Genomic DNA, 26,592 nt, shown 5'->3' with positions numbered 1-26,592 from the left:
GTTATACCGAATTATCAGCGCTAGCTACACTTGTTTTTTATTACCGGCTTTACGATATACAAATTTTAACGGATCAATTTGTTTATCGTTATGCAAAATTTCATAATTAACATTAACAATGTATATTTTTGTTGTGAGCATAACGTGTTTTCAACGCATCTCCATGGTTAATTGCAATTAAATAACCATGTATTTCATCTGCCCAACTAACAACGTCCGATGCGGTACTAATGATATCGCCATCTTCTTTACCGGCAAAGTCAATTCCTTTATGTATGGCCGCTCTTCCATTAAAAGGCTCTTTACGCACACCATGATATGAAGATAACCAACCTTTTGTAATAGGTCGACCAGAAAAATAACGTGTATTTTCTATATGGAGACCCAAAGTCAAAGATTCAAGCATTTCCACCTTATTTTCTTGATGCGCTAATAAATTTTCTAATTGTGCTATTTCAACCAGCAATTGGCCAAAAGATTTTTGGTTGACATCGCCAGTGGTTAATGACGGTCCAACATGTGCAGCCAATTTGTCAAAACTAGATTCTTGTTCAGGTATATGAACACTTTTGGCTAAACGCTCACCTAAAAAAACCGAACGTAAAACATGACTTTTTAGCTCAGCAAGCTTTATGGTCAGTACCGTAATCTGTTGCTTTTTAAGTACTATTTTTTTCAAATAATTAGAAGGTATCGTTAGATCATGACTCGTTAAATAACCCGTGTTGTAATTTGACTCTTCACTTCTTGATAATATCAAGTAAACAATAGCCGTAGAAAATAGTGCAAAAGCCAACACAACAGAAAACCAATACAACTTATTTAAGCGCATTGAAAATCTTACATTCTTTCCACGGTATAGTAGTGTTAAACTCATAGATGTTTCTTAATACTTTATCACTTATATTTAACTTTCAAGCTTAATTAATCATTAAAGTAGATTAATTATTTACGGTATAACTATGGCACGAAGACCAAAAGCCCCTAAAGACATGTCTACGTTATTTAATTCGACGACAGGCACTTTGGCACAAATTAAATCAAAAACCAACTCTTTGGGCTTATTGTCGGATATTGTACGTCAAATATGCCCTGACCTGCCAGAAGATGCGTTTAATATTGCTAATTTTGTACATACAACATTAATTATTGAAGTTAAATCACCTGTTTGGGGACAAAGATTACAATTTGAACGTAATACTATTTGCAATCAACTGATGATACAAACCCAAGGGAAATTTTCACACATAGAAATCAAAGTGAATCCTCAAGGCCATCGACAAATACCAAATCAAGGCACATATCAACAGAATACGCTTGAAAGCAGCTCAATTCAAACTAACTCAATAAAAAACCGCTCTTTTTCAGAAAAAAAAGGCTCTGTACAAAGTATGTCGACCGCCACTGCTGAAAATTTATTAAAAATTGCTAAAAATGCACCTAAAGGACTAAAGGAAACATTAGAAAGACTGGCTGCAAATGTAATGAGCAATAAATAACCTGAAGTCAAATTAACGCTATTATCTATGTAATATTAAGCAGCCGGATATAAAGAGAAAGACGACATAATTAAGCATGACTATCAATAAGAATAACAAGCAATAAAAAACCGAGGATCTACTCGGTTTTTTGTATTTGACTTATAATAATCGTCTGTGAATTAACACTAAAAAGCAGTCGCGTTAATTTCCTGATATTCTATTGGTGAGGTTAGCTTATCATCTTCATAAGTTACCCATTCCCACGCATCTTGTTGCTTAAAGACTTCTCTAAGTAACATATTATTTAAACCGTGGCCTGATTTAAAGGCATTTAGCTCACCTAATATACTGGCACTTCCCATATAAAGATCACCAATTGCATCAAGTATTTTATGTTTTACAAACTCATCATCGTAACGTAATTCATTTTTGTTAAGCATACGATATTCATCAAGAACAATTGCATTTTCTAAGCTACCGCCTAATGCAAGATTATGAGATCGGAGAAACTCAATATCTTTCATAAAGCCAAAAGTACGAGCGCGACTAATTTCTTTGATAAAAGAGCAACTAGAAAAATCCATACTCATTGTTTGACAAGTATTTGCAATAACAGGGTGATTAAATTCAATAGCAAAATTAACTTTAAAACCTTCATAAGGTAGCAATTCAGCCCATTTATCTCCCTCTTCAACGCGTATCGCTTTTTTGATTCTAAGGAATCGCTTAGCAGCATTTTGTGTTTCAATACCGACAGATTGAATTAAATAAACAAAAGGTAAGGCACTGCCATCCATAATTGGAATTTCAGGTGCATCAACATCAATAATTAAGTTATCAATACCTAATCCAGCAACTGCTGACAATAAATGTTCAACAGTAGATACTTTAACTTGTTGCTCGTTAACTAAACAAGTACACAAGGTTGTTTCACCAACGGCATCAGGTGTTGCTTTTATATCAACCACAGGGTCAAGATCAACACGACGGAATACAATGCCAGTGTTAGCGGGAGCAGGACGGAGAGTAACCTGCACCTTTTCACCTTTATGTAATCCAACACCTACGGTTGAAACGCTTGTTTTTAATGTACGTTGCTTAATCATATTAGCCTCGATTTTGCTGTTTTCACTTATGTATTGCTTGCGCATTAATTTGCCTATGCACTAACGCAGCATCTTATAAAAGAGTCTTACTAAGAGCCTCTTATTAAGATAACTTGCTAAAGAGCAACAACACAGAACACGCCACCTAATTCGGCGGGCACATAATATAACAAAAAAAAGCAATAAATTCAAAAATCATTGATTATTCGTTATTTACACACGCAGTTTAACTTCAGTAATTAATCTAAATAACAATCGCAAAAACTAGTCATCCTTGGATAGTTAGTGCTGTAATTATTTATAAATTAACTAGTGTTGTTTAATACTAGTCTGCCTGTTTACGCAAAAATGCAGGTATATCCAGATAATTATCCAAATCTGCATGCGCTACTTTTTGTGCATTGCTGTCAGTCATAGTAATTGTTTCCGCAGCAACTTCTGCTTGTGGTGCTGCTGATGGCGCATAATCAGAGCCAACAACTCTTTGCTCAACCATAGGTGTCGGATTCACTAAAGTGATATCTGGCTTAACCTCTGCACCAATACCTGTAGCAACTACTGTTACACGTAACTCTTCTGTCATATCAGGGTCAATTACAGCACCAACTACAACCGTAGCATTTTCACTAGCAAAAGCTTTTACTGCATTACCAACGGTTTCAAATTCATCAATACTGATGTCCATACCCGCAGTAATGTTCACTAAAATACCGCGAGCACCAGCTAAGTCTACATCTTCAAGTAATGGGCTTGAAATAGCGGCTTCTGCTGCTTCTTCAGCTCTATCTTCACCAGATGCAATACCAGAGCCCATCATAGCGGTTCCCATTTCTGACATTACTGTACGTACATCGGCAAAATCCACGTTAATTAAGCCAGGACGAGTAATTAATTCAGCAATACCTTGCACAGCACCTAATAAAACATTATTTGCGGCTTTGAAAGCATCTAATAAACTTGTACCAGGGCCTAATACTTTTAATAATTTCTCATTAGGAATGGTGATAAGTGAATCAACGCTTTTAGATAATGCCTCTATACCTTGATCAGCATAGTTCATGCGTTTTTTGCCTTCAAATGGGAAAGGTTTAGTTACTACCGCAACCGTTAATATTCCCATTTCTTTAGCAATTTCAGCTACAACTGGCGCAGCACCAGTACCTGTACCACCACCCATACCAGCGGCGATAAAGATCATATCTGCACCCTTTAAGGTTTCCATGATGGTCTCACGATCTTCCTCAGCAGCCTGTCGACCAATATTAGGGTTAGCGCCTGCGCCTAAACCTTTAGTGACATCATTACCTAATTGTAAGGTAACGTCGGCAGATGAATTACGTAGCGCTTGTGAATCAGTATTCGCAGTTATAAATTCAACACCTTCAATGGTTTGGCAAACCATATGCTCTACAGCATTACCACCACCACCACCAACTCCGATGACTTTAATCACCGCTTCTTCATTATGATCTTCCATTAATTCAAACATTTTTCTCTCTCCGTTTTCTTCTAAATTAGTCAGAAAAATTCTGACTTACAAAACAACTTCTGTGCAGGCGATTATTAAATTACTTAAAACTCACCTTTAAACCATGAACAAAAACGTGACCATGCTCCGGTCACCCCTTCTGATTTATTATTTTCCTTTAAGCCCGATTCATGAGCTTTCATACCATAATGCAGTAAACCTACAACTGTGGCATAAGTTGGGTCATCTACATATTCTTTCAACCCTTGAACTGCTATTGGTGAAGCAATACGCACTGGCATTTGAAAAACTTCTTCAGCAAACTCTTCTACCCCTTCCATTTTCGATGTGCCGCCGGTTAATACATAACCCGCTGCAATTTGGTCTTCTAAACCAGCTTCACGTACTTCATCTTGAATGAGTTCGAATAATTCTTGGTATCTTGGCTCTACAACTTCCGATAATGTATGGCGAGACATAGTTCGTGCTGGACGACCACCAACGCTTGGTACATCTATACTTTCTTCCATACTAACTAAGTGCCTTAATGCACAGGCATATTGCACTTTAATATCTTCTGCATGACTCAATGGTGTTCTAAAAATTTTAGCAATATCACTAGTGACTTGATTTCCTGCTACAGGAATAACTGCCGTATGGCGTAATGCGCCACCCGTGAATATTGATATATCCATAGTACCTGCCCCCATATCAACGACACAGATACCTAATTCTTTTTCATCATCGGTAAGTATTGAATAGCTAGAAGCTAATGCTGAAAATATCAGTTGATCAGCAGTTAAATTACAACGCTCAACACATTTTACCAAATTTTTAGCCATGTCATTCGCACAAGTAATGATATGTACTTTGGCTTCCATTCGCACACCAGACATACCAATAGGACTTTTAATACCGTCCTGACAATCTATACTATACTCTTGCGGTAACACATGTAACATACGACGTTCTGCCGAAATAGGCACACTGCGAGCGGTATGAATTACGTTGTCGACATCTTCTTGAACCACTTCTTTGTCATTAATTGGCACCATGCCATTTTCGTTTTGACAACTAATATGTTTTCCAGAAATATCTAAATAAATTGAGCTAATTTGACAATCGGCCATCAGCTCAGCTTCATTTATCGCTCTCTGAATTGACTGAATCACTAAGTTCAAGTCATTAACACCACCTTTATCCATACCACGTGCAGGTTGATTACCAACACCAACAATACTTAATTGGTTGTCGGGAGTAATTTCACCAACCGCGACGGATATTTTAGATGTGCCTATATCTAGTCCAACAACTAAATTTCTTTCTGTAATTTTAGACATTCAGGGTCAACTCTTCTGTGTGTAGCTTATTACGGCTAAATAAATCATCTCGAAACTTATAAATTGGAACCATAGACTCTTGCAGCACATGCTTTTTAAGCATTCCAATACGGCTTTTTCTTTGCTGCTTTTCAACACTAATACTCGATGACAAATCGTCTTTTTCCTTCCAACCAACAGCCAGCCCGGTATCATAACGTAAATCGATATAATCAACCGCTTGTTTTAACTCTTTTTTGCTTTTATTTTGCTCAAGTAAGTGTTCGTTGATTAAAGGATATACATCCATAAACCTTTGTACCCGCTTCACCCTCTCTTCACGACCTAAATTCAGCCTGATACCGTTGTTTAAGGTAAGTTGCCATGAGAAACGCTCACCAAGTATTAATTCATCAATCGCTAAGTCTCTGTACTCTAATAAATCATTCAAATTGTTAAAATTCTGTAATGCTAATAATTCGCTTCCTTCAGGACCAAAAAATTGAGGTAATGTTTGTTTAATAGCCTTTTGCTCTGCTTGAAACGCTTTACCAAATTTATTTAATATAAAATCACCATTCCAGAGCGCAATAGGGGTTTGATCAACAACATATATTCTCACCTCATTAGGCCATTGTTTTCTTACTGCAACTGAATAAACCCACGGTAATTTAGATACTTGAGATTGTATTTCATTAACATCAACTTGAAAAAAGTTGCCTAAATCAATGTTACTCATCGACTCTAATACTTCGGTACGTTGGGTATATGGCATCTCCCCCATAATCACAATAGAATTTACCGGTGAACGTTCTCGCTCAATAAAAACTTCTGATAACCACCAACCTAAACTAAATAAGCCAATAAGTACGCACACGAAAAACGCCAAACCTACGCCAAAAGCGATAGTTTTTTGATTTTCCGGTGTTAACTGCTTATCGTTCATTTAGTTACCTATTTCCAATAATACGGTGTTTACAAGCTTATATTTACTATACGTTCAACCAAATCACTAAAACCTATACCATGCACTTTTGCCGCTTTAGGGACTAACGATGTTTCTGTCATACCTGGTACCGTATTTACTTCTAATATTTGCCAATTACCTGCACTGTCTTTCATTAAATCAACACGTCCCCAGCCACTAGCACCTGTTGATTTAAAGGCTTGTAATGATAGTGCTTTAATTACTTCTTCTTCTGCTTCTGGTAGCCCACATGGACAATGATATTGCGTACTATTAGATTGATATTTTGCTTTATAATCATAAAACTCCCGTGGAGTTTCCATATGAATAGCAGGTAACGCTTCATCGCCTAAAATTGCCACGGTATATTCAGGTCCATCAATCCAGGCTTCTAACAATACGTCGCCATCAAAACTAAAAGCTTCGATTAATGCGTTATGTAATTTTTCTGGAGAATCAGCCATTGCCATCCCAATACTTGAGCCTTCATGAGCAGGTTTTACCATCACTTTCCCACCTAAATCTTTAAGCTGTTGCTCAACATCAAGTGACGTAAACTCTGCCTTAGTAACAACGGCAAAGGGTGCTGTTGGTATGTTAGATGCTTTAAATATTTGCTTACTACGGACTTTATCCATTGATAAAGCAGAGCCTAAAACATTCGATCCTGTGTAAGCAATACCTAAGTACTCTAATGCCCCTTGTAAACAACCATCTTCTCCCCCTCGACCATGTAAGGCGATAAACACTCGCTTAATATCCTGCGTGACTAACTCTGTTAACAGCGTGTATTTGGTATCAATTAATACCACATTAAAACCTGCTTTTTTTAATCCTTGAGCAACAGCTGCTCCTGATTTAAGAGAAACTTCTCGCTCTGCCGAGTTACCACCATAAAGCACAGCAATGACGTCTTTTTTGATCGATTCTTTCACGGCTACAGTATTCATTTACTTTGTCTCTTCTGTTACTAACAAAGGGTTGTTTGATAAGTCTCTCGCAACCGTACCAATACTACCTGCCCCCTGAGTTATCACCATATCGTCATCTTTTAACTGTGCTAACAATAATTCAGGAAGCATCTCTACATCACTCACGTAAACTGGTTCAATTTGCCCACGTTGACGAATAGAACGAGCTAAGCTTTTACTATCTGCTGTGGCAACAGGAGTTTCGCCAGCAGCATAAACATCAAGTAAAAACAAACAGTCAACTTCGGATAAAACTTCAACAAAGTCTTCGTATAAATCACGGGTTCTTGAATAACGATGTGGCTGAAAAATCATAACTAAACGTTTATTTGGCCAACCGGTTCTCATTGCCAATATAGTTGCTTTAACCTCACTTGGGTGATGACCATAATCATCAACAAGCACCATATTTCCTGCTGGTGTTGTTAAGCTAGCAAGTTGCTCAAAACGACGCCCTATACCTGCAAACTCAGTTAGCGCTTTACAAATAGACTCATCATCAATACCTTCATCTTTGGCAACGGCAACACCTGCAAGTGCATTTAATACATTATGCTGGCCAGGTAAATTTACACTCATATCAAGCGGAGGTTGGCCATCTATCTCAACAGTAAAGTAACTAACGCTACCATCTTGTTGATAATTTGCTGCACGAATATCTGCATCTTCAGAAAAACCATAAGTAATAACTTGGCGACTAATACGTGGTAATAATTCACGCACAACCGGGTTATCAATACAAACCACAGCTAAACCATAAAATGGCAAGTTATGTAAAAACTCAATGTAGGTGTCTTTTAATTTTTCAAAATCACCTTGATAAGTCTCCATATGATCCGCATCAATATTGGTGATCACCGAAACCATCGGCTGTAAATGCAAAAATGATGCATCACTTTCATCGGCTTCAGCCACTAAGTAACGACTACTGCCCAAACGAGCATTAGTGCCGGCACTATTAAGTAAACCACCAATAACAAACGTAGGATCTAACTGTCCTTGCGCAAAAATACTAGCAATCAAACTTGTTGTTGTCGTTTTTCCATGCGTACCTGCAATGGCAATACCATGTCGAAAACGCATAAGCTCAGCGAGCATTTCTGCGCGGCGAACAACAGGAATACGTAGTGCTTTAGCTGCAAGTAACTCTGGATTGTTTTTTTCTATTGCAGTTGAAACAACAATGACACTTGCCTCTTCAACATTTTTACTTGCATGGCCTATGGTGATCGTTGCTCCAAGAGCAAGTAAACGTTTTACGACTTGATTTTCGCCAATATCAGAGCCTGATATTTGATACCCTTCATTTAGCAGTACTTCAGCAATGCCGCCCATACCTGCGCCGCCAATACCAACAAAATGGATACGTTTAACTCGACGCATTTCAGGTACATTCATTTTATTCTTACTCATTACTTTTGGGCTCATATAATTACTCATATTCTGTTCTAAGCAGCTGCGAGTTGCTGACAAATACTCGCGACTTTATTCGTTGCATCGGCATCCGCAGCAGCAAAGGCTGATTTTGCCATTTTTTGCAAAATTTGCGGATCACTAAATAGCTCATTTAATTGTGTAGTTAGCATCTCATTGGTTAATTCATTCTGCTTAATCAAAATACCTGCCTCACGAGACACTAAATATTGAGCGTTTTTGGTTTGATGATCATCAACAGCATGAGGTAATGGCACAAGGATGGACGGCTTTGCAGCCATCGCTAATTCAGATACAGTTAAAGCACCCGCTCGACAAATCACAATATCTGCCCATTGGTAAGCACTCGCCATATCATCAATAAACTCAGTCACTTTTACCTTGCCATCAGCTAAACTCTGTTGGTTATAGCTATTGATAACATTGTCTTTTTTTCCTTTACCCGTTTGGTGCCAAATATTAAAAGGCAATAATGTCTCCTTGTGGATATCGTTTATTGCGCTACTTTTATTGTGATTTTTATCACCAATATTCACTAATTTTTCAAAGCTTATTGGTACAATTTCATTTAATACTTGAGCACCTAAACTGCCACCAACAACTAAAATGTTGTGGCTACTTTTAACTGTTTCTTCATTTTTATTTTTAGTCGCCTTATTACCAATGCTTGCTCTAAGTGGGTTACCAACAACTTGTGCTGTTACTCCTTGTTTAAAGGCATTCGGAAATGCACAGCAAACTTTAGTAGCAATTCGTGCTAATAAACGATTTGTTAACCCCGCAGCTGCGTTTTGCTCATGTAAAACTAGCGGCTTATTCATTAACCACGCAGCTAATCCTCCAGGACCACTAGCATAACCACCCATGCCTAGTACCACATCAGGTTTAACTTTTCGAATAACACGTAAAGCCTGCAATAAAGAGTTCATGAGTTTAAATGGCAGCTTTAACCACGTGATCAACTTTTTATTACGTAAGCCACTAATCGTAATAAATGATATTTCAAAACCACTAGCAGGCACAATTTGCGCTTCCATACGATCAGATGTACCTAACCAATGAATAGCCCAACCTTCATTTTTTAATTTTTCAGCAACTGCAAGACCAGGAAATATATGCCCTCCTGTACCACCCGCCATGACCAACAAAGTAGGCTTTTTTTTCAAACTAGAATACACGTTAGTTTTCATTATCGCCTCCTAGCTTTTTTGTTTTTCTTTTTGAAGAAGTCGCTTGAATACTCTGCATTCTCAATTCATGATCAATACGAATTAAAATAACCACAGCCAGAGTCATAATGATCATAGAGCTGCCACCATAACTAATGAGTGGCATCGTTAAGCCTTTAGTAGGAACTATACCCGCACTCGCTCCAATATTAACCGCAGCCTGAAAGCACATCCAAATACCAATTGCGTAAGCAAAAAAGGCTTCAAAAAACTTCTCTTTAACTAAAGCTTTCTTTCCTAAAACAAGTGCTTTACATACTAATGTCATACTAAGTAGCAAAATAACCGTAACCCCAAAGAAACCAAATTCTTCGGCTAAAACGGCCATAACAAAATCGGTATGAGCTTCAGGTAAGTATTCTAATTTTTGAATACTATTTCCTAAACCTTGACCAAAAACCTCTCCTCGCCCATAAGCCATTAAAGATTGTGTTAATTGATAACCGCTACCAAAAGGGTCTTGCCAAGGATCTAAAAAGCTTGTAATTCGACGCCAGCGATAAGGTTCAAATATTGCTAACAATGTTAACAGTAATAAGCCTACCGAAGCTAAACTTACGAATTGCCAAAGCTTTGCACCAGCTAAAAATAATAAACCGAAGGTTGTGACAAACATCACAATAATGGTACCCAAGTCAGGTTGTCTTAATATTAAGCCCGCCAATACAGCAAAAACGACTAAGGGCTTAGCAAAGCCTCTCCAATCTTCCATAACTTGATCACGACGACGCACTAAATAAGCAGCCAAATAACAAAAGAAAAATAGTTTAGCTGGCTCTGCCGCTTGCAGTGTAATAGGGCCTAAGGCAATCCAACGTGTTGAACCATTTACAGAACGACCAACAAGCAGTACTGCCACTAACAGCACAATGCCAAAGATTAATAAATAACTGCTATTTTTTTGCCACCACGACATGGGTATTTGTAAAGCAACAGCGGCAATACCTAAGCTCAGTACAATATAAATGCTATGACGAATAACAAAATGAAATGGATTATTAAAAAGTCGCTCAGCGACAAGCATAGATGAGCTTGCCACCATAATTAATCCGATCATGTACATTAAAAGTGCTATAACAACAAAACTTCGGTCAAAAACCATCCCTTGTTGTGGCGTAGACTCACTATTAAAAACTTTCATGACATTACTACTAATATTCGCAGTAATATCTGACAAAATAGAGAATCTAGCGGTTTTTTCAGTATTATCTAAGTCTATTGAAGCGCCTTTCATAAGCCCTCCTTTGCTAGCTGAGTAACCGCTGCCATAAACTGTTCACCACGGTCAACAAAACTCTTAAACATATCTAAACTAGCACAGGCAGGTGAAAGTAGAACAACATCACCTGCTTTAGCATACGCATTAGCGACTTGAACCGCTTCTTGCAAACTTACAACTTTACTGACATTGGCCTGATTAGTAACGATGTTAGCAATACTATCGCCATCTTTACCTAAAGTAATCACTTGGCTAACATATTGTGCTAAAGGTGCAGATAAAGGTGTAAAATCAGCACCTTTACCATCACCACCAGCAATAAGAATCAAGCGCGGTTTTGTATCGTTTTCTGAACTCAACGTTTGTGCCAAGCCATTAATTGCCGCAAGTGTCGCACCTACATTTGTCGCTTTAGAGTCATTAATCCACGTGATATTGTCTTGAGTCTTAATACGTTGACATCGATGTGCTAAACCAGTGAAACCAGCTAAATTATCAACAAGCTTAGTCAATGACCAACCCGCACAATAACCAAAGGCTAACGCGGTTAAATAATTGAGTGCATTATGCATTCCAGCTAAAGGAAGTTCTTCTAATGCAATCAAATTTTGCTTGCCAAAAGCTAAGTAGGCTTTGCTGTTTTCAACAGTAACCCCAAACTGATTTTCAGCTGGAGCATCACTACCAATTGAAATTGTTGGTTGTGATGGATTAGGTGTATTTGTTGTGGCATCGTCACGATTAATAATCGCTACCTTACCTTGGTGGTAGATACTTTGCTTAATCCGTATATAATTTTCCATTGTTTGATGTCGATCAAGATGATCATCACTTACGTTTAAAACACTCGTGGCAATGGCTTTCATACTGGTAAGCGTTTCCAGTTGGAAACTTGATAACTCTAGAATTAAAAATTCAGGTAACGCATTGTTTTTTGAAAAGCTAGTACTCACTATTTTATCGGTAAATATATCTAATACTGGCTGACCTATATTTCCACCAAGTTGTGCTTTAATTCCCAAACAATTAGCTAAATAGGCAAGTAATGAAACCACGGTGGATTTACCGTTTGAGCCTGTTAATGCTAAAATATCAATTGGTTTATTATCTTCTTCAAGACCGTATTCTTGATTCAATTGACAGAATAATTCGACGTCACCCATCACCTGACAATTCGCACTAATATATTGAGCAATATTATTAGCAACACTATCAATGCCAGGGCTGATTAAAATGATATCTGCACTGGTAATTAAGTCAGTTTGCCACTTACCTAGATATAAACTAGCGGTAGGAAAATCTTGAGAAAATTGCTGTTCGGTATAATCTCCAGAAAATGGGTTTGCACGTGAGTCATTAACAGCAAAACACAAACCTAGAGCGCTAAGGTAGCGAGCACAGGATAACCCTGTGATACCTGCACCCAGTACTAATATTTGTTTATGTTTCATGTCTGATAACAATGCCATTCTCTGTCTCTAGTTGTGTTGATATTTAAATATTTTAAGTTGTTTATCGCACGCTAGTTATCTTAATTTTAATGTTGCCAATCCAACCAACACTAAAATAAATGAAATAATCCAGAAGCGCACAATCACTCTTGGCTCTGGCCAGCCTTTTAATTCGTAATGATGATGAATAGGTGCCATACGAAATATTCGTTGTCCGCGCATTTTATATGACCCAACCTGTAAGATTACAGAAACAGTTTCCATAACAAACACACCACCCATAATAAATAATACTAATTCTTGTCTGACTAATACTGCTATTACCCCTAATGCTGCACCAAGTGCTAAAGAACCAACATCTCCCATAAAGACTTGTGCTGGATAAGTGTTAAACCACAAAAAACCTAGTCCGGCACCGACAATAGCGGTACAAACAATAACAAGTTCAGAGGTCATCGCTATATAAGGAATATTCAAATAACCAGCAAAGTTTACGTTGCCCGTAACGTAAGCGAAAAAAGCAAAAGCACCGGCAACCATAATGGTGGGTACTATCGCTAATCCATCTAATCCATCGGTTAGATTGACGGCATTACTGGTTCCAACAATAACGAAATAAGTCATTACAATATAAAAGATACCTAATTGAGGCATGACATCTTTAATGAAAGGTATCAGTAAAAAAGTTTGATCAGGGTGAGATATTTGATATAAAAATATTGCTGTCGTTAACCCGGCAACTGTCTGCCAAAAATACTTCCACTTAGCAATTAAGCCATTAGAATCTTTACGAACAACTTTACGATAGTCATCAACAAAACCAATAAGACCAAAGCTTACAACCACAAATAACACAACCCAAACATAAATATTGCTCAGGTTTGCCCATAATAAAATACTAACCACAATCGCAGCGAGAATAAGTATCCCCCCCATGGTTGGTGTGCCTGATTTTGATAGATGACTTTCAGGACCATCATCACGAACAGTTTGACCTATTTGCATTTTTTGCAAATAGCGAATCAATTTAGGACCAAAATACAAGGAAATAAATAACGCAGTTAACGTGCTAATAATGGCACGAAATGTTAAATATGAAAAAACATGAAACACACTATAATACTGAGTTAAATATTCCGCTAACCAATGTAACATTAAGCATTATCCTTTTTGTGTGAGCTAAGTGTACTTTCATTTAAAATTTGATCTTGTTGTTGCTTTGCATGCCAGTTAAGAATATCTTCCACAACATTTTCCATATGCGCACTACGTGAGCCTTTAACTAATACTTTGTTTTTTTGATCGGTATTGCTCTCATTTTCTAATAGATTCGCCAAATAGGCGTTAAGGGTATCTTTATTATCAAAATGTTCACTAATTGCTGTATTATTCATTGCAAAAGCATCGCGCGTATTTTTACTTAAAACACCTAATGTTAATAAAACATCAATTCCTTGATTTTGAGCATATTCACCAATTTCTTGATGATAACTAGCAGCATCGCTACCTAACTCACCCATATCACCTAACACCAAAATTCTTTTTCCTGAATAACTGGCAAGTAAAGCCACTGCCGCTTTAATCGAATCGACATTGGCATTATATGTGTCATCAATCAGCCTAATTTCGTTACTCACTTTTGTTTTAGCTAAATGATGAACATTTAAACGTCCTTTTACCGGCGCCATATCAGCTAAACCCAGTTGAATATCTTTCAATGTTGCACCGCATTCAATCGCGACTGCTGCTGCTGCTACGGCATTACACACATTATGTTTTCCAGGAATGGGCAACTTAATAACACATTGTCCAAGGGAGCTTTGTAAATCAAAACTTGCACAACCATTCTCGTCTAACGATGCGTTTTCACTATAACAATCTGCCTGAGAGCTTGTTTTATCATCACTAACTCGGGTACATGAGAAAGTGCGTACTTGCTTGTCAGTTAAACGCCACTGCCATTTATCAGTGTATTTACTCGCATGGTTATATAACGCAACACCGTTACTAGGTAAGCCTGAAAAAATCTCACCTTTAGCACGAGCAACCCCACATAAATCACCAAAACCTTCTAAGTGGGCAGCAGCAATGTTGTTAATCATCGCGACATCAGGCTTGACTAATTCTGTGGTATAGGCGATTTCCCCCATGTGATTAGCACCCATTTCAATTACAGCAAACGCATGTTTATCTTCTAAACGCAATAAAGTCAGTGGTACGCCAATATCATTGTTGAAATTGCCATTCGTTGCTAAAACATTACCTAAACGAGATAAAATGGCCGCAATCATTTCTTTTACTGTCGTTTTACCACTACTGCCTGTTATACCAATAGTTTTTGGTGCTACTTGTTGCTTAACATAAGCACCAATTTTTCCAAGTGCGATACGTGTATCATCAACAATAATTTGAGCTACTTTATTGCTATCAATATTCTCAATCTTGTGATCTACCACTAAAACTTGGCAACCATAGTCAATCACTTGCTGTACAAAAAGATGACCATCAAAATTGGGTCCTTTGAGTGCTAAAAATGCACTCTGCTTCTCGGCAGTCTGCTGTAATTTAAATTCTCGAGAATCTGTCACAACATTATTAACTTCAAGCATCTTCATCGAATCATCGCAAATTAAATCGCCATTTATTGCGGTCGAAAATGTAGATAATGCTATGCTAATCATTGTAATTCACCAACTACTGAAGAGTCTGCACTGTGATAATTTGCAAAGAAATTTTTCACAATATCGCGTTCGTTATAATCAATTTTTTCACACCCTAAAATAATATAATCTTCATGGCCTTTACCCGCTAATAGCACCACATCATTTGCTTGTGCTTTTGCTAATGTTGCTAACACTGCTTCTTTTCTATCAACAATTACCTGTACTTTGCACTGTTCATTAAGCCCAGCAAGTACATCATCAATAATGTTCATGGGCTGTTCAGTACGCGGATTATCATTAGTAACAATTAACTGGTCAGCATATGTTTGCGCCGCTTGCGCCATTAGTGGTCGTTTACCTTTATCTCGATCACCTCCACAGCCAAAAACAACAAATAGATTACCGTCACAATGCTGTCGACATGCTATTAATGCTTTCTCTAATGCATCAGGGGTATGTGCATAATCAACCACAGCGGTAGGTGATGGAGCATAAGTAGATGAAAAAGCTTCCATCCGTCCAGAAATAGGTTTTAATACTTTAACTTGCGCGGCTATAGCAGTTAACGACACGTCTTCAATTAACATCACAGCAATCACGGCGAGTAAGTTGTCAATATTGAAGTCACCTAGTAACGGGCTATGTATGTCAATATCGCCAAGGTGTGTACACAAAGTAAAATCAACACCTTGATGATGGTGTTTAATATTTTGACAAGTTACAAACTTTGCGTGTTGGCGTATATTTTTACTACGACCATAAAGCCAAGTATTATACAGCGATAAGTTTTCACTCGTGGGCCAATTAGCTAACCAACGTTGCGTTTGTTCATCATCACCATTTAATACTGCAATTTGTTTTTCATTCGGGGTAAATAGCTGTCTTTTAGCGGCAGCGTAAGCAGCCATAGTGCCATGATAATCTAAATGATCACGGCTTAAATTAGTAAAAATAGCTATATCAAAGGTATTTCCGGTTACTCTGCCTTGCTCAAGCGCATGAGAGGAAACTTCCATAGCAATATGAGTAATGCACTCATCATTTAGCTTTTTGGGGCTAATGTCATTGTGGCTAAAACGGAAGAATAATTGCATTAAATCTGTAGCACTAGGCGTGGTATTATCTAATACTTCTAAATTATCAACCATGCCAGCGCCATTTGTGCCTATAACACCACAAGGTTTGTGACAATTTGTTAGCGCTTGTCCTAACAGTTGACTAATACTGGTTTTCCCGTTTGTACCGGTAATACCAATCATAGTCATGCTTTTTTCAGGTGACTGATAATAGGCACTCGCTAGTGCGAAAAGCTTTTTATTAAGCTGATAAAAACTAATAATCGCTACTTGCTTATTAGTTGATTCACTAAAATAACTATTACCGTGCTCTTCTTCAGTTTCACATTCCGATAAAACTAGCTTGGCACCACGTTTAATAGCTTGCTCAATATACTGACGACCATCTTGAGCATAACCAATAATGGCACAAAAAATATCACCACAACTTATCATGCGGCTATCATTTGTTAAATGACCTTGGTCACCATCAAAGTTTAACTGTGTAGGTAAAACAATAGAAAAGTCTTGTAATACTTGTTTGATAAAAGCAGTTGAAGGCTTATTGATTGATAAATTAGACATCATTAGCCTCCCTATACAAAATATTTGGCTGAGCTTCGCTTGTTATAGATCCTTGTCTTAACGCTAATTTATCATCAGCATCAGGAGCAACATTTAAAACACGTAATGCACCTTGCATTACTCGCGAAAATACTGGCGCAGCTACTTCACCACCGTGATACAAATCTCCACCTGGATCATTGATGACCACGACAACAACTATTTGTGGATTACTAATAGGCGCAACGCCTGCAAATAATCCAACATAATCATTACCATACCCACCAGCGACAGCTTTAAAGGAAGTTCCTGTTTTACCACCGACACGGTAACCTTCAACTTTTGCTTTTTGTACATGTTTATCTACGACCTTTTCGAGCATTTGAGTCACGGCTAATGAATTTTTTTCAGAAAAGACCCGTTCACCTTTTGGTTGATCATTTCTTTGAACCAGTGATAACTCACGCTTAATACCGCCATTAGCTAAAGTTGCATAAAATCGGGCTAGCTGTAACGGTGTAATTGCTAAACCATATCCCCAAGATAAAGTTGCCAATTCAAACTTTGACCAACGTTGCCTGTCATGCATCATACCTGAGCTTTCACCCACTAAATTGGTACCAGTACTATCAGCAAACCCGGCATCAAAAAACTTATCTAATAAGAAATTTTTAGGCACAGAAAGAGCTAACTTAGTCGTGCCCATATTTGATGAAGTAACTAAAATATCTTCAACCGAAAGCTTTCCTCTATCAATAGGATCATTAACACGTCTACCACCTAGACGCATCCAGCCTGGGCTAGTATCTATAATAGTTTTAGTATTCGCAGAGCCAAACTCTAATGCGGTTAACACTGTTAATGGCTTCATGGTAGAGCCAGGCTCATAAACATCGGTGATTGCACGATTTCTAAAGCGATGAATTGCCGTATTACTACGATTATTTGGGTTATATGAGGGGCTATTAGTTAACGCTAGTATTTCACCTGTATGAATATCAACCACCACCACAGAGCCTGAAGTTGCTTTAAATGCCTGTACTGCGCCTTTTAACTCTTTATAGGCTATCGCTTGAATACGTTGGTCAATAGTTAATTTAACATTTTGCGCTGCTTGTGCTTTTTCTACTGACAGTATTTCAATTTTCCTGCCAGAAGCATCTTTTCTAAAACGCTTATTACCGCCTTTACCCGTTAAAACTTCATCATATACGCGCTCAATACCTTCAATGCCTTTATCGTCAATATTTGTAAAACCAACTATATGAGCGCTGATTTCACCTGTAGGGTAAAAACGCTTTGACTCTTTACGTAAATAAATGCCTGGTATTTTTAATTCACGAATATATGTCGCCATTGCTGGAGAAATTTTTCGTTCTAAATAAACAAATCGCTTACTCGAACTACCAGCAACACGCGAGGTAAGCTCTTTAACATCTTGTCCCAAAACATCAGCAAGGGCTTGCCAATGCTCTTTCATTGACAAAGCATTGTTATCCATAATAATTTTAGGATCAGCCCACACCGTTTCTACTGGCACACTAATCGCTAATTTATCACCGTTTCTATCAACAATGGTGCCTCGTTGTACCGTATTAGCAGCAACACGCATAGAACGCATATCACCCTGCTTTTTTAACATATCGGGTTCGATAACCTGAATATAAGCACTACGCGCTAGTAATCCACTATAAATCAAGACAACAACACCTATCACAACGTAATAACGCCATGCTGTTGTTGTAGGTTGACTACTGCGGTTATTTACTTTTTTATTCATTTAACTAACGTGCTTAATGGTTGTTTTCTTTCGGACTAAAGCCCAACCGATAAAGGATTATTTTAAGGTGACAATTATTTCTGAATCGGCATCAGCTCGCTTCATGTTTAACATTTTATTCGCTCTACTTTCTATGGCGCTGTGCTCTGCCAAACTATTTTGCTCTAACAATAAATTACGCCATTCAATATCTAATTCATCTCGTTGTGTATATAACTGCTCTAATTCACTCGTTTTATGCCTATTCATATGTGTGTAATAAACAACTGAAAATGCTGACACCACCACTAATAACAATAAAATATAAGTGATAAAATGCTCTACAATATCTTGCCAAATATCCAGTACTAGTACCTGGCTTGATGTTGTTTTTTTGAGCGCCACGTGTTCATTTACCAAAATTAGTCAACTGAGTGGGATAAACGTTTAGCAATACGTAATACTGAACTACGTGAACGAACATTTTCTTCCACTTCACTTTTACTTGGTTTTAATTTGCGACCAATCAATTCAAGTTTTTTGCCTTTATTTAATTCTTCTTCTTTAATTGGCATACCTCGAGGAACTTTCTTACCCTGAGAGTGCTTTTTCATAAATTGTTTTACTAGTCGATCTTCTAACGAATGAAAACTTATTACGACTAGACGACCATCTTCGGCCAAAACCGATAAAGAAGCTGCTAAGGCTTTTTCTATTTGCTCCAACTCACTATTGATATACATTCGAATAGCTTGAAAGCTACGTGTAGCTGGATGTTTTTTAATTTCTCTTTGTGGCGCGGTGGTTTTGATTAATTTAGCTAACTCACTAGTGCGTGTGAAAGGTGTTTCTTCACGAGCATCAACAATCGCATTTGCAATACGCCATGCATGTTTTTCTTCACCAAACGTTCTAAGTACCCAAGTAATATCTTCAACATCAGCAACAGCTAACCATTCTGCTGCTGTTTGCCCACGCGAAGTATCCATTCGCATATCTAACGGACCATCTTTCATAAAGCTGAAACCTCGTTCAGCCTCATCAAGTTGTGGGGAAGAAACACCTAAATCCAGTAAAATCCCATTAACTTTACCGGTTAATTCATGCTGTTCAGCTATTTCAGCGAGATTAGCAAAACCTTGATGTTCAATATGAAAACGCTCATCACTGCTAAACTTTTCTGCTGCAGCGATTGCACTAGGATCACGATCAATCGCAATCAATCGACCATTGGTAGATAATTTAGATAAAATCAAAGACGAATGGCCGCCACGACCAAAAGTACAGTCGATATAGCAACCATTAGGATCAATGTCTAAGCCATCAATCGCTTCTGTCAATAAAACAGAAATATGTGCTTTATCTAATTCCATGTTGTTTTTTATAACCTTATTAATTTAATTATTTTATAAAGATAAATCTAACAAACGATCAGTCAGTTCAATTTCACCTGATTGAATTTTATCTATACCTTGCTGTAATTGTGCTTGCCATGCTGACTCGCTCCAAATTTCAAACTTTTTCAATTGCCCAACCAACATTACTGATTTCTCTAAACCTGCATGCTTTTTTAATGGCCCATTAAGTAATAAACGACCATTTTTATCCATATCACAATCTGTCGCATTACCTAACAAAACTTGCTGCAATAAACGCTCTTGCTGATTCATGCTTGATAAATTACACAACTTTAATTCAATTTCTTCCCATTCAGGTAAGGGATACAGCAATAGGCACGCATGTTGAATATCAACAGTGCACACCATTTTCCCTTGGCAATCGGCAAACAATTCCTCACGATACCGTGTTGGTATTGTGATTCTATTTTTGCTATCAAGCGTAATTGCGCTAGCGCCTCTGAACATAGTTGAATACTTGCCTTATTGACTAAAGTTATTCGCTGATAATTTACTCGTTTATTTATAAGGTAGCTGCCATGATCCACAATTACCCACTTTTTACCACAATGATACAGTTTAGTGACTAAAGTAAAGTTATGTCAAGTGAATAATAGTGAAAACCAAGATAGGAACACGGGTCAAAACACTAGTAAAATTAAGGCCTAGATAAAGATATTTAGGAAGTGGATGAATTTGTGGGTTTTTGTGGATCTTTCATCCCAAAAAGTTATAAAAAATGATCATCAAAAGATTTTTATGAGTAAACTGAGGTTTATAATTTATGTAACAAGACTTTACTTTGATGATTAAATTAACAACACCAGTAAAGCTTAATTAAATTAGATCTAAAATAAGTATCAGTATTATTGAATAAATACGTGTAAGTTAATTATTAAATGAAGTTATAGTCAGCAATTGAAGTCCATAGATCAAGCTCATAATTAACACCGATAAGTTAATAAATATGTTAATTATGATTTTTTATTTCGCTTTCCTTACTACCATCAACTACACAGTTTCGACCATTATCTTTAGCTAAATATAGACGTCGATCCGCTTTTAATAATAGATCATCTAAGCTTAAGCCATCATTACCATAGGTAGCAATGCCTGCACTGACAGTCATAGCTAACGTTACTTCATCATAAATAAAAGGCGTATCCTGTAATTGTTGTCTTAGTGAATCTACCTGCTTGTAACAATCTTGATCTTTAGAGCCAACAATAAGCAAAACAAATTCTTCACCGCCAAACCTAGCTAATAAATCAGTTTTTCTAACTCTATCTTTAATAAAGTTAGCGATATAGCATAAAGTTGCATCCCCAACGTGATGACCATGTTCATCGTTAATTTTTTTGAAATAATCTAAATCAAAAATAGCAACGGCTAAGGAAGATTTATGGCGTTTGGCATATTCGGCATATAAGGTAAAATTTTCTTTTAACTTCATACGGTTTGCTAAACCCGTTAATGTGTCTGTACTTGCTAACTCAAGCAAACGTTCTTCATTTTTTTCTCTATTCACTTCATATACGTGAGCTAGAGAGATCATCAAACAAGCGCCAAGAATTATATTCAATGAATCAGCAATATCTATCACTGAGTTGCCTTCTATAAAACGATAGTGATAAACAGAAACACCACTAACAATAAAGAATATTGAAACCCAGAAACCTTGTACACGTCCCATCATAAGATATGAAATCATGGGAATAGCGATTATCCAAACAAAAATAGATACCGATGTGTTTGGTACATACATGGCATAAACCATAGTAGTAAAAAACGGTAACAAGAAAATACTAACCCACCGTTGAAAATTAGAAATATATAAAATTTTACGCCATAAAAAAAAAGAAAAAAATGCAAATATCATTTCTAATATTGCTAACGACCAGAGTCCACGATAAAAATTAATAACAGAGAACGTTGCCCCGCCTACCATTACTAACAGTAACATTACACGCATAACACTACGTCTATATTGTAAATTTTGATCTAAATTATTCAGCATATAACTTCTCTTGTTACAACACTTTACGGCACGGCAACTATTTTTCATCTGTTGTTTTAACCAATGTAAAATAAACGATGAACACCAGCACGAAAAAGATTAAATATCTGTTAATTTTTTCGAGTTGAATTCATTTATTTTACAAATGGTAGAGTGGAACTCTTAAATAACCTTGCTTTAATATCGGTATAAAAAAACTAATATTGGCTTCCTTCACCAAGAATTAAACCAAGACATTATTATTGTAATTATTAACAAAACTCTGTTAATAATAAGTTTAACTATATTAATAAAAGCAGTTAATTTACTGTTTTTCAAGTTAATATTAGACATTAAGTCAAAATATTATAGCGAAATGATACCTTTTTATATACCAAACGGTAAAGTAAACTTTGTAAAAGACTATGAATGAGTTATGGGATACGATATAAAAAACCCCGCACTAAGGCGGGGTCTACATACGTCAATTGTGGTTTATATAGTGAAGTAATTAAAACAATTCATCATCAATATTAAATAAGCAATCACAACCTGATTTAGCCGAAGCAATTAATGAAATACGACGAGGAAGTATACGTGAAAAGTAATAGCGTGCTGTATGCAACTTACTTTGATAGAAATCACTACCACTTTCACCATTATTTTCTTGCTGAGCTAAAGAAACATCAGCCATTCTAGCCCATATATAAGCCATTGCAGTATAACCAAAAACATGTAAATAATCGTTCGCTGATGCACCAAGTTCATTAATATTAGCTTGTGATTTAGTTAATAAATCATCAGTAAGCTCAGTTAAATCATCAACAGCCAATGTTAGCGGAGTAATAAACTCCCCCATGGCTGCATTATTTTTAATGGCTTCAATATAAGTGGTCACTTCATCAATGAATACATTTAACATAGCACCTTTAGAGGTAGCTATTTTACGTACTAATAAATCCATTGCTTGAATACCATTTGTTCCTTCGTATATTTGTGTAATACGTGCATCGCGTACTAGTTGCTCTTGCCCCCACTCACGAATAAAGCCATGTCCACCAAAAACTTGCTGCCCAGCAACAGTGTTTTCAAAACCTAAATCAGTAAAAAAGGCTTTGGCAACAGGTGTCATTAATGCCGCTAATGTTTCACCCTTAACTTGTTCTTCACCTTCACCATAGGTAGCATAATCTAATTGCATAGAGATATAACTTGAAAGCGCTCTAGAGCCTTCATTAAGTGCTTTCATGTTCAAGAGCATACGGCGAACATCACCATGAACCATAATAGAATCAGCTTCTTGGTTAGGATTTTTAACGCCATTAACTTTACTATCAAGCGAACGCCCTTGTAATCTATCTTTTGCATACTCTAGTGCGTTTTGATATGAACGTACTGCTGCACCTAACCCTTGAATACCAACGCCAATACGCTCGAAATTCATCATGGTGAACATACAAGCTAGCCCTTTATTCAATTCACCCACTAAATAACCTTTAGCGTCATCAAAATTCATAACACAAGTTGCAGAAGCATGAATCCCCATCTTGTGTTCAATAGAGCCACAACTAACATTATTACGCGCCCCTAAAGTTTCGTCATCATTAACATGAAATTTAGGTACTAAGAATAATGAAATACCACGAGGACCAGCAGGCGCATCAGGTAGTTTTGCTAATACTAGGTGAACAATATTTTCAGTAAGGTCATGCTCACCACCAGTGATAAAGATTTTATTACCAGTAACTTTATAGCTACCATCTTCTTGCGGTATCGCTTTAGTGCGTATAATGCCTAAATCTGAACCTGCGTGAGATTCAGTTAAACACATTGAAGCTGACCATTCACCTGAATACATACGAGTAAGGTAACGTTCTTTTAATTCTTCACTGCCGTGTTTTGCTAACGAAAGTGCGGCACCAGCAGTCAATACAGGATAAAGTGCAAACGAAATATCTGCACTACAAAGCATTTCTTCATGTAAAGCAGTTAGCATTTTTGGCATGCCCATACCGCCATAATTTACATCACCACCAAGTGCTGTCCAACCACCGTCAGCATAAGTGTTAAAAGCCTCTTTATATCCTGGCGCTGTAGTGACAACGCCTTCCTTAAAGCTCACTCCAGTTTCATCACCTTCTCGAGCGATAGGCGCAATTTCTTGCTCAGCGATTTTGGCGCATTCTTGTAAAATTGCTTCGGCTGTATCTTTGTCAACTTGCTCCGCTAACTTAGGTAATTTCTGCCACATTTTATCCGCTTGAAATACTTCATAAAGCAAAAAGCTCATGTCTTTTAATGGAACTTTATATTCAGCCACAACAACCCCTTAAAATTTCTTAAATTTAATAATTAATTTCATTAGTGCTATTTCAATAAGAAGAGTACTAAATCAAACGACCAATTCAAACAAGTGTTTTAATTCTACATTAATAATGATTAAAGTAAAGTTTCACGATAAATTACTACACTAAATTTGGTGTTTTACTTCTCTTAGGTTAGTGTTAAATAATGACTACTGAGTAAAGTATAGAAAATTTACTAGGAATTGCTGTGAACCCCTTCAAAATTACATTTTATCTCTTTTTATGCTGCGCCAGTTTTGTTGATGCGAAGCAAGTAAGCTTTTCTAAGTCTGCCGACAAGAATTATTATAATTTCAACTATCAATGGCTTGATCATAGTAACCAACAGCAATCGATCAGTTTTGCTTTAACTAAATCTGCATTATTTGAGCACTTTCGCGACCTAAAACCGTATCAAAGTGAATTCGCCCACAAAACGATTATGCATAGATTAAAAAAACAGTTAGATGAAGAGCCGTTAAATGCAGCTCAAGCTTTTTTCTTACAGAAAGATGGCGAAACGATAGTGCAAATTAAAGGGCAAGAAGATCAACAAATTGCACTTGCCTACAAAAAAGTAAAAGCAATAAAACAGGAAGCAACTAAACAATACCTCCAAGAAAATTATTATCAATTATTCAACACACATGATGGCGAAACAGGAATAAAAATAAATCATGCCGATGTTGCTAATGATTCACTCGTAGATTTCAAGCACTTAAAACCGATCATATTGGATAAGATTACTGCAAAAACCATTAGAAAAGTAACAGATTACGTGCTTGGATTCGTACAGTCTATTCCTTATTCTACGTTGGAATCACGTGTTACATCTTCAGGATCAGGCTTTAATTCACCAGCTAAATTATTATGGGAGAATCAGGGGGATTGTGATAGTAAAGTAACATTAACTGCCACTATATTGCGTACCTTGATGCCAAACGTTGAGATGGTAATGGTTTATATTGATAAACATGCTTTCATGGGAATTGCTGTTCCCGCTAAAGCTGGGGATACAACCTTAATACACCAAGGAATTACTTATCTATTAGCCGAACCAACAGGCCCTGCACTTTACAAACTTGGTAAAATAGCCCCTGAGTCTGAATTAGCTATCGATCAAGGGCGCTATGTTGCTGAGGTTTTTTATTCTGACAATAATAACTCGTAAATACCAAATAGCTACGCACTACACGAAATAGCTATACGGAAATATTTCCAAGTGCCGTTAAAAAAGTTAAGCTTGGGGCAAAAAAAGCGGCACCTGTTTCAGCTTGAGTATATTTAAGTAAATGATCTACGTGGCCATGACCGTCACCATAAATCATGCTTTTTAACATTTTCTCAAATGGTTCAGGTGAATGACAATAAGAGACAAAGAATAGCCCTTGTTCCTTTACATCACCGTAAGGCATACTTTGTCTTAAAATTTCAATACTTTTACCATTTTCATCTTTTAAGCTAGTGCGCTTAGTATGAGCTGTTAATGGTTTTTTATCACTTTCATACTCAATATTATCTACTTTCGTACGCCCATAAACATCCTCCTGTTCTTCATTTTTCAACGAACTCCAGAGTGTTAAATTATGCTTGTAACGCTGAATGTGTAAATAACTACCGCTTGCAAAATTAGCGTCATCAGATTCTTGCACTAACGCAACATTTCTACGGTGCATACCTTGAGGGTTTTCAGTGCCATCAACAAAGCCGGTTAAATCTCGACCATCTAAGAAACGAAAAGCCTGAACTTGTTCAATTAGCTCAACACTATCAGCAAGTAGCTGACACACTTTAGAGCAAACAATATGATTAACATCAGAGCGATCACTACGGATTTCGATATAAATATCAACATTATTACTAGGGGCGACTCTGTCATCATTATCCATTGAAGGAAACGCTTTCAACAGTGCAGGACGTGCTTGCGGGTAGAATTCGTCCCAATAATTTGCACCTATAGCAACAACACCCGTTAAATTAGCTTCTGAAAATTGATCTGCATAATCATCAAATAATTCAGGTAAGCGAGACAAAGCAGTCCGAATAAATGCATTTCTATTATCTAACACATTAAAAAGTAAATAACTGCCATGTAAGTTTGGCTCTGCACAAACACCAAATTGTTCTCTAGCCATTTGAAATCCTGATAGTAATTTTATGTTTTATTA

General features: G+C 37.0%; 22 protein-coding genes. 2 read left to right on the top strand and 20 right to left on the bottom strand.

Going from position 1 to position 26,592, the window contains the following annotated elements; all coding sequences use genetic code 11:
- Positions 1-112: 112 nt before the first annotated feature.
- Complete coding sequence (locus KO509_RS15915; RefSeq protein WP_252727646.1) at positions 113-877, bottom strand: peptidoglycan DD-metalloendopeptidase family protein; 765 nt, start codon at positions 875-877, stop codon at positions 113-115.
- Positions 878-962: 85 nt separating this feature from the next.
- On the opposite strand from KO509_RS15915, the gene KO509_RS15910 reads away from it, so the two are divergent.
- Positions 963-1,499: a DciA family protein gene (locus tag KO509_RS15910; RefSeq protein ID WP_215974248.1), complete on the top strand. Its 537-nt coding sequence runs from the start codon at positions 963-965 to the stop codon at positions 1,497-1,499.
- Between the two features lie 167 nt (positions 1,500-1,666).
- On the opposite strand, the gene lpxC is transcribed toward KO509_RS15910, so the two are convergent.
- The 18 genes from lpxC to KO509_RS15820 form a co-directional block, all read right to left on the bottom strand.
- A complete protein-coding gene (gene lpxC / locus KO509_RS15905; RefSeq protein WP_215974306.1) occupies positions 1,667-2,587 on the bottom strand; it encodes a UDP-3-O-acyl-N-acetylglucosamine deacetylase in 921 nt (306 codons plus the stop codon).
- 325 nt (positions 2,588-2,912) lie between these two features.
- Positions 2,913-4,076, bottom strand: a complete 1,164-nt coding sequence (gene ftsZ, locus KO509_RS15900) for a cell division protein FtsZ (RefSeq protein ID WP_215974247.1) — start codon at positions 4,074-4,076, stop codon at positions 2,913-2,915.
- 83 nt (positions 4,077-4,159) lie between these two features.
- Positions 4,160-5,395 carry a cell division protein FtsA gene (gene ftsA / locus KO509_RS15895; protein ID WP_215974246.1) on the bottom strand — a complete coding sequence of 412 codons (1,236 nt, stop codon included), beginning with the start codon at positions 5,393-5,395 and terminating at the stop codon, positions 4,160-4,162.
- The gene (locus KO509_RS15890; RefSeq protein ID WP_215974245.1) at positions 5,388-6,320 is read right to left on the bottom strand and encodes a cell division protein FtsQ/DivIB; all 933 of its coding nucleotides are present in this window, start codon (positions 6,318-6,320) and stop codon (positions 5,388-5,390) included. The genes ftsA and KO509_RS15890 overlap by 8 nt, the downstream gene beginning before the upstream one ends.
- 29 nt (positions 6,321-6,349) lie before the next feature.
- Positions 6,350-7,291 carry a D-alanine--D-alanine ligase gene (locus KO509_RS15885; RefSeq protein ID WP_215974244.1) on the bottom strand — a complete coding sequence of 314 codons (942 nt, stop codon included), beginning with the start codon at positions 7,289-7,291 and terminating at the stop codon, positions 6,350-6,352.
- Positions 7,292-8,740: a UDP-N-acetylmuramate--L-alanine ligase gene (gene murC, locus KO509_RS15880; protein ID WP_215974243.1), complete on the bottom strand. Its 1,449-nt coding sequence runs from the start codon at positions 8,738-8,740 to the stop codon at positions 7,292-7,294.
- Positions 8,741-8,760: 20 nt separating this feature from the next.
- Positions 8,761-9,936 (bottom strand): undecaprenyldiphospho-muramoylpentapeptide beta-N-acetylglucosaminyltransferase, encoded by a 1,176-nt coding sequence (murG, locus tag KO509_RS15875; protein WP_215974242.1) that lies wholly within the window; start codon positions 9,934-9,936, stop codon positions 8,761-8,763.
- On the bottom strand, positions 9,926-11,209 hold the full coding sequence (gene ftsW / locus KO509_RS15870) for a cell division protein FtsW (protein WP_215974241.1): 1,284 nt from the start codon (positions 11,207-11,209) through the stop codon (positions 9,926-9,928). Before ftsW ends, murG begins: the two co-directional genes overlap by 11 nt.
- Positions 11,206-12,663, bottom strand: coding sequence for a UDP-N-acetylmuramoyl-L-alanine--D-glutamate ligase (murD, locus tag KO509_RS15865; protein ID WP_215974240.1), 1,458 nt, complete (start codon positions 12,661-12,663; stop codon positions 11,206-11,208). Before murD ends, ftsW begins: the two co-directional genes overlap by 4 nt.
- 57 nt (positions 12,664-12,720) lie before the next feature.
- On the bottom strand, positions 12,721-13,800 hold the full coding sequence (mraY, locus tag KO509_RS15860) for a phospho-N-acetylmuramoyl-pentapeptide-transferase (RefSeq protein ID WP_215974239.1): 1,080 nt from the start codon (positions 13,798-13,800) through the stop codon (positions 12,721-12,723).
- Positions 13,800-15,326: a UDP-N-acetylmuramoyl-tripeptide--D-alanyl-D-alanine ligase gene (gene murF, locus KO509_RS15855; RefSeq protein WP_215974238.1), complete on the bottom strand. Its 1,527-nt coding sequence runs from the start codon at positions 15,324-15,326 to the stop codon at positions 13,800-13,802. The genes mraY and murF overlap by 1 nt, the downstream gene beginning before the upstream one ends.
- The gene (locus tag KO509_RS15850; RefSeq protein WP_215974237.1) at positions 15,323-16,948 is read right to left on the bottom strand and encodes a UDP-N-acetylmuramoyl-L-alanyl-D-glutamate--2,6-diaminopimelate ligase; all 1,626 of its coding nucleotides are present in this window, start codon (positions 16,946-16,948) and stop codon (positions 15,323-15,325) included. The genes murF and KO509_RS15850 overlap by 4 nt, the downstream gene beginning before the upstream one ends.
- Complete coding sequence (locus KO509_RS15845) at positions 16,941-18,707, bottom strand: penicillin-binding transpeptidase domain-containing protein (protein WP_215974236.1); 1,767 nt, start codon at positions 18,705-18,707, stop codon at positions 16,941-16,943. Before KO509_RS15845 ends, KO509_RS15850 begins: the two co-directional genes overlap by 8 nt.
- A 57-nt stretch (positions 18,708-18,764) precedes the next feature.
- A complete protein-coding gene (gene ftsL, locus KO509_RS15840; protein ID WP_215974235.1) occupies positions 18,765-19,091 on the bottom strand; it encodes a cell division protein FtsL in 327 nt (108 codons plus the stop codon).
- Between the two features lie 17 nt (positions 19,092-19,108).
- Positions 19,109-20,059, bottom strand: coding sequence for a 16S rRNA (cytosine(1402)-N(4))-methyltransferase RsmH (gene rsmH / locus KO509_RS15835; protein ID WP_215974234.1), 951 nt, complete (start codon positions 20,057-20,059; stop codon positions 19,109-19,111).
- Positions 20,060-20,092: 33 nt separating this feature from the next.
- Positions 20,093-20,551, bottom strand: coding sequence for a division/cell wall cluster transcriptional repressor MraZ (gene mraZ / locus KO509_RS15830; RefSeq protein WP_215974233.1), 459 nt, complete (start codon positions 20,549-20,551; stop codon positions 20,093-20,095).
- A 502-nt stretch (positions 20,552-21,053) separates the two neighbouring features.
- Positions 21,054-22,100 (bottom strand): GGDEF domain-containing protein, encoded by a 1,047-nt coding sequence (locus KO509_RS15825; protein WP_215974232.1) that lies wholly within the window; start codon positions 22,098-22,100, stop codon positions 21,054-21,056.
- A gap of 490 nt (positions 22,101-22,590) precedes the next feature.
- Complete coding sequence (locus KO509_RS15820) at positions 22,591-24,399, bottom strand: acyl-CoA dehydrogenase C-terminal domain-containing protein (protein ID WP_215974231.1); 1,809 nt, start codon at positions 24,397-24,399, stop codon at positions 22,591-22,593.
- A gap of 233 nt (positions 24,400-24,632) precedes the next feature.
- Here KO509_RS15820 and KO509_RS15815 point away from each other — a divergent pair, with 233 nt between their 5' ends.
- The gene (locus tag KO509_RS15815) at positions 24,633-25,595 is read left to right on the top strand and encodes a hypothetical protein (protein WP_252727645.1); all 963 of its coding nucleotides are present in this window, start codon (positions 24,633-24,635) and stop codon (positions 25,593-25,595) included.
- Positions 25,596-25,626: 31 nt separating this feature from the next.
- Here the strand turns inward: KO509_RS15815 and KO509_RS15810 are convergent, their stop codons facing one another.
- Positions 25,627-26,559, bottom strand: coding sequence for a Dyp-type peroxidase (locus tag KO509_RS15810; protein ID WP_215974230.1), 933 nt, complete (start codon positions 26,557-26,559; stop codon positions 25,627-25,629).
- Between the last annotated feature and the right edge of the window lie 33 nt (positions 26,560-26,592).

The sequence above is a fragment of the Colwellia sp. C2M11 genome (assembly GCF_018860915.1).
GTDB lineage: Bacteria > Pseudomonadota > Gammaproteobacteria > Enterobacterales > Alteromonadaceae > Colwellia.
The sequence above is the reverse complement of the archived record's forward strand: the minus strand, read 5'-3'. Positions and strand labels throughout refer to the sequence as shown.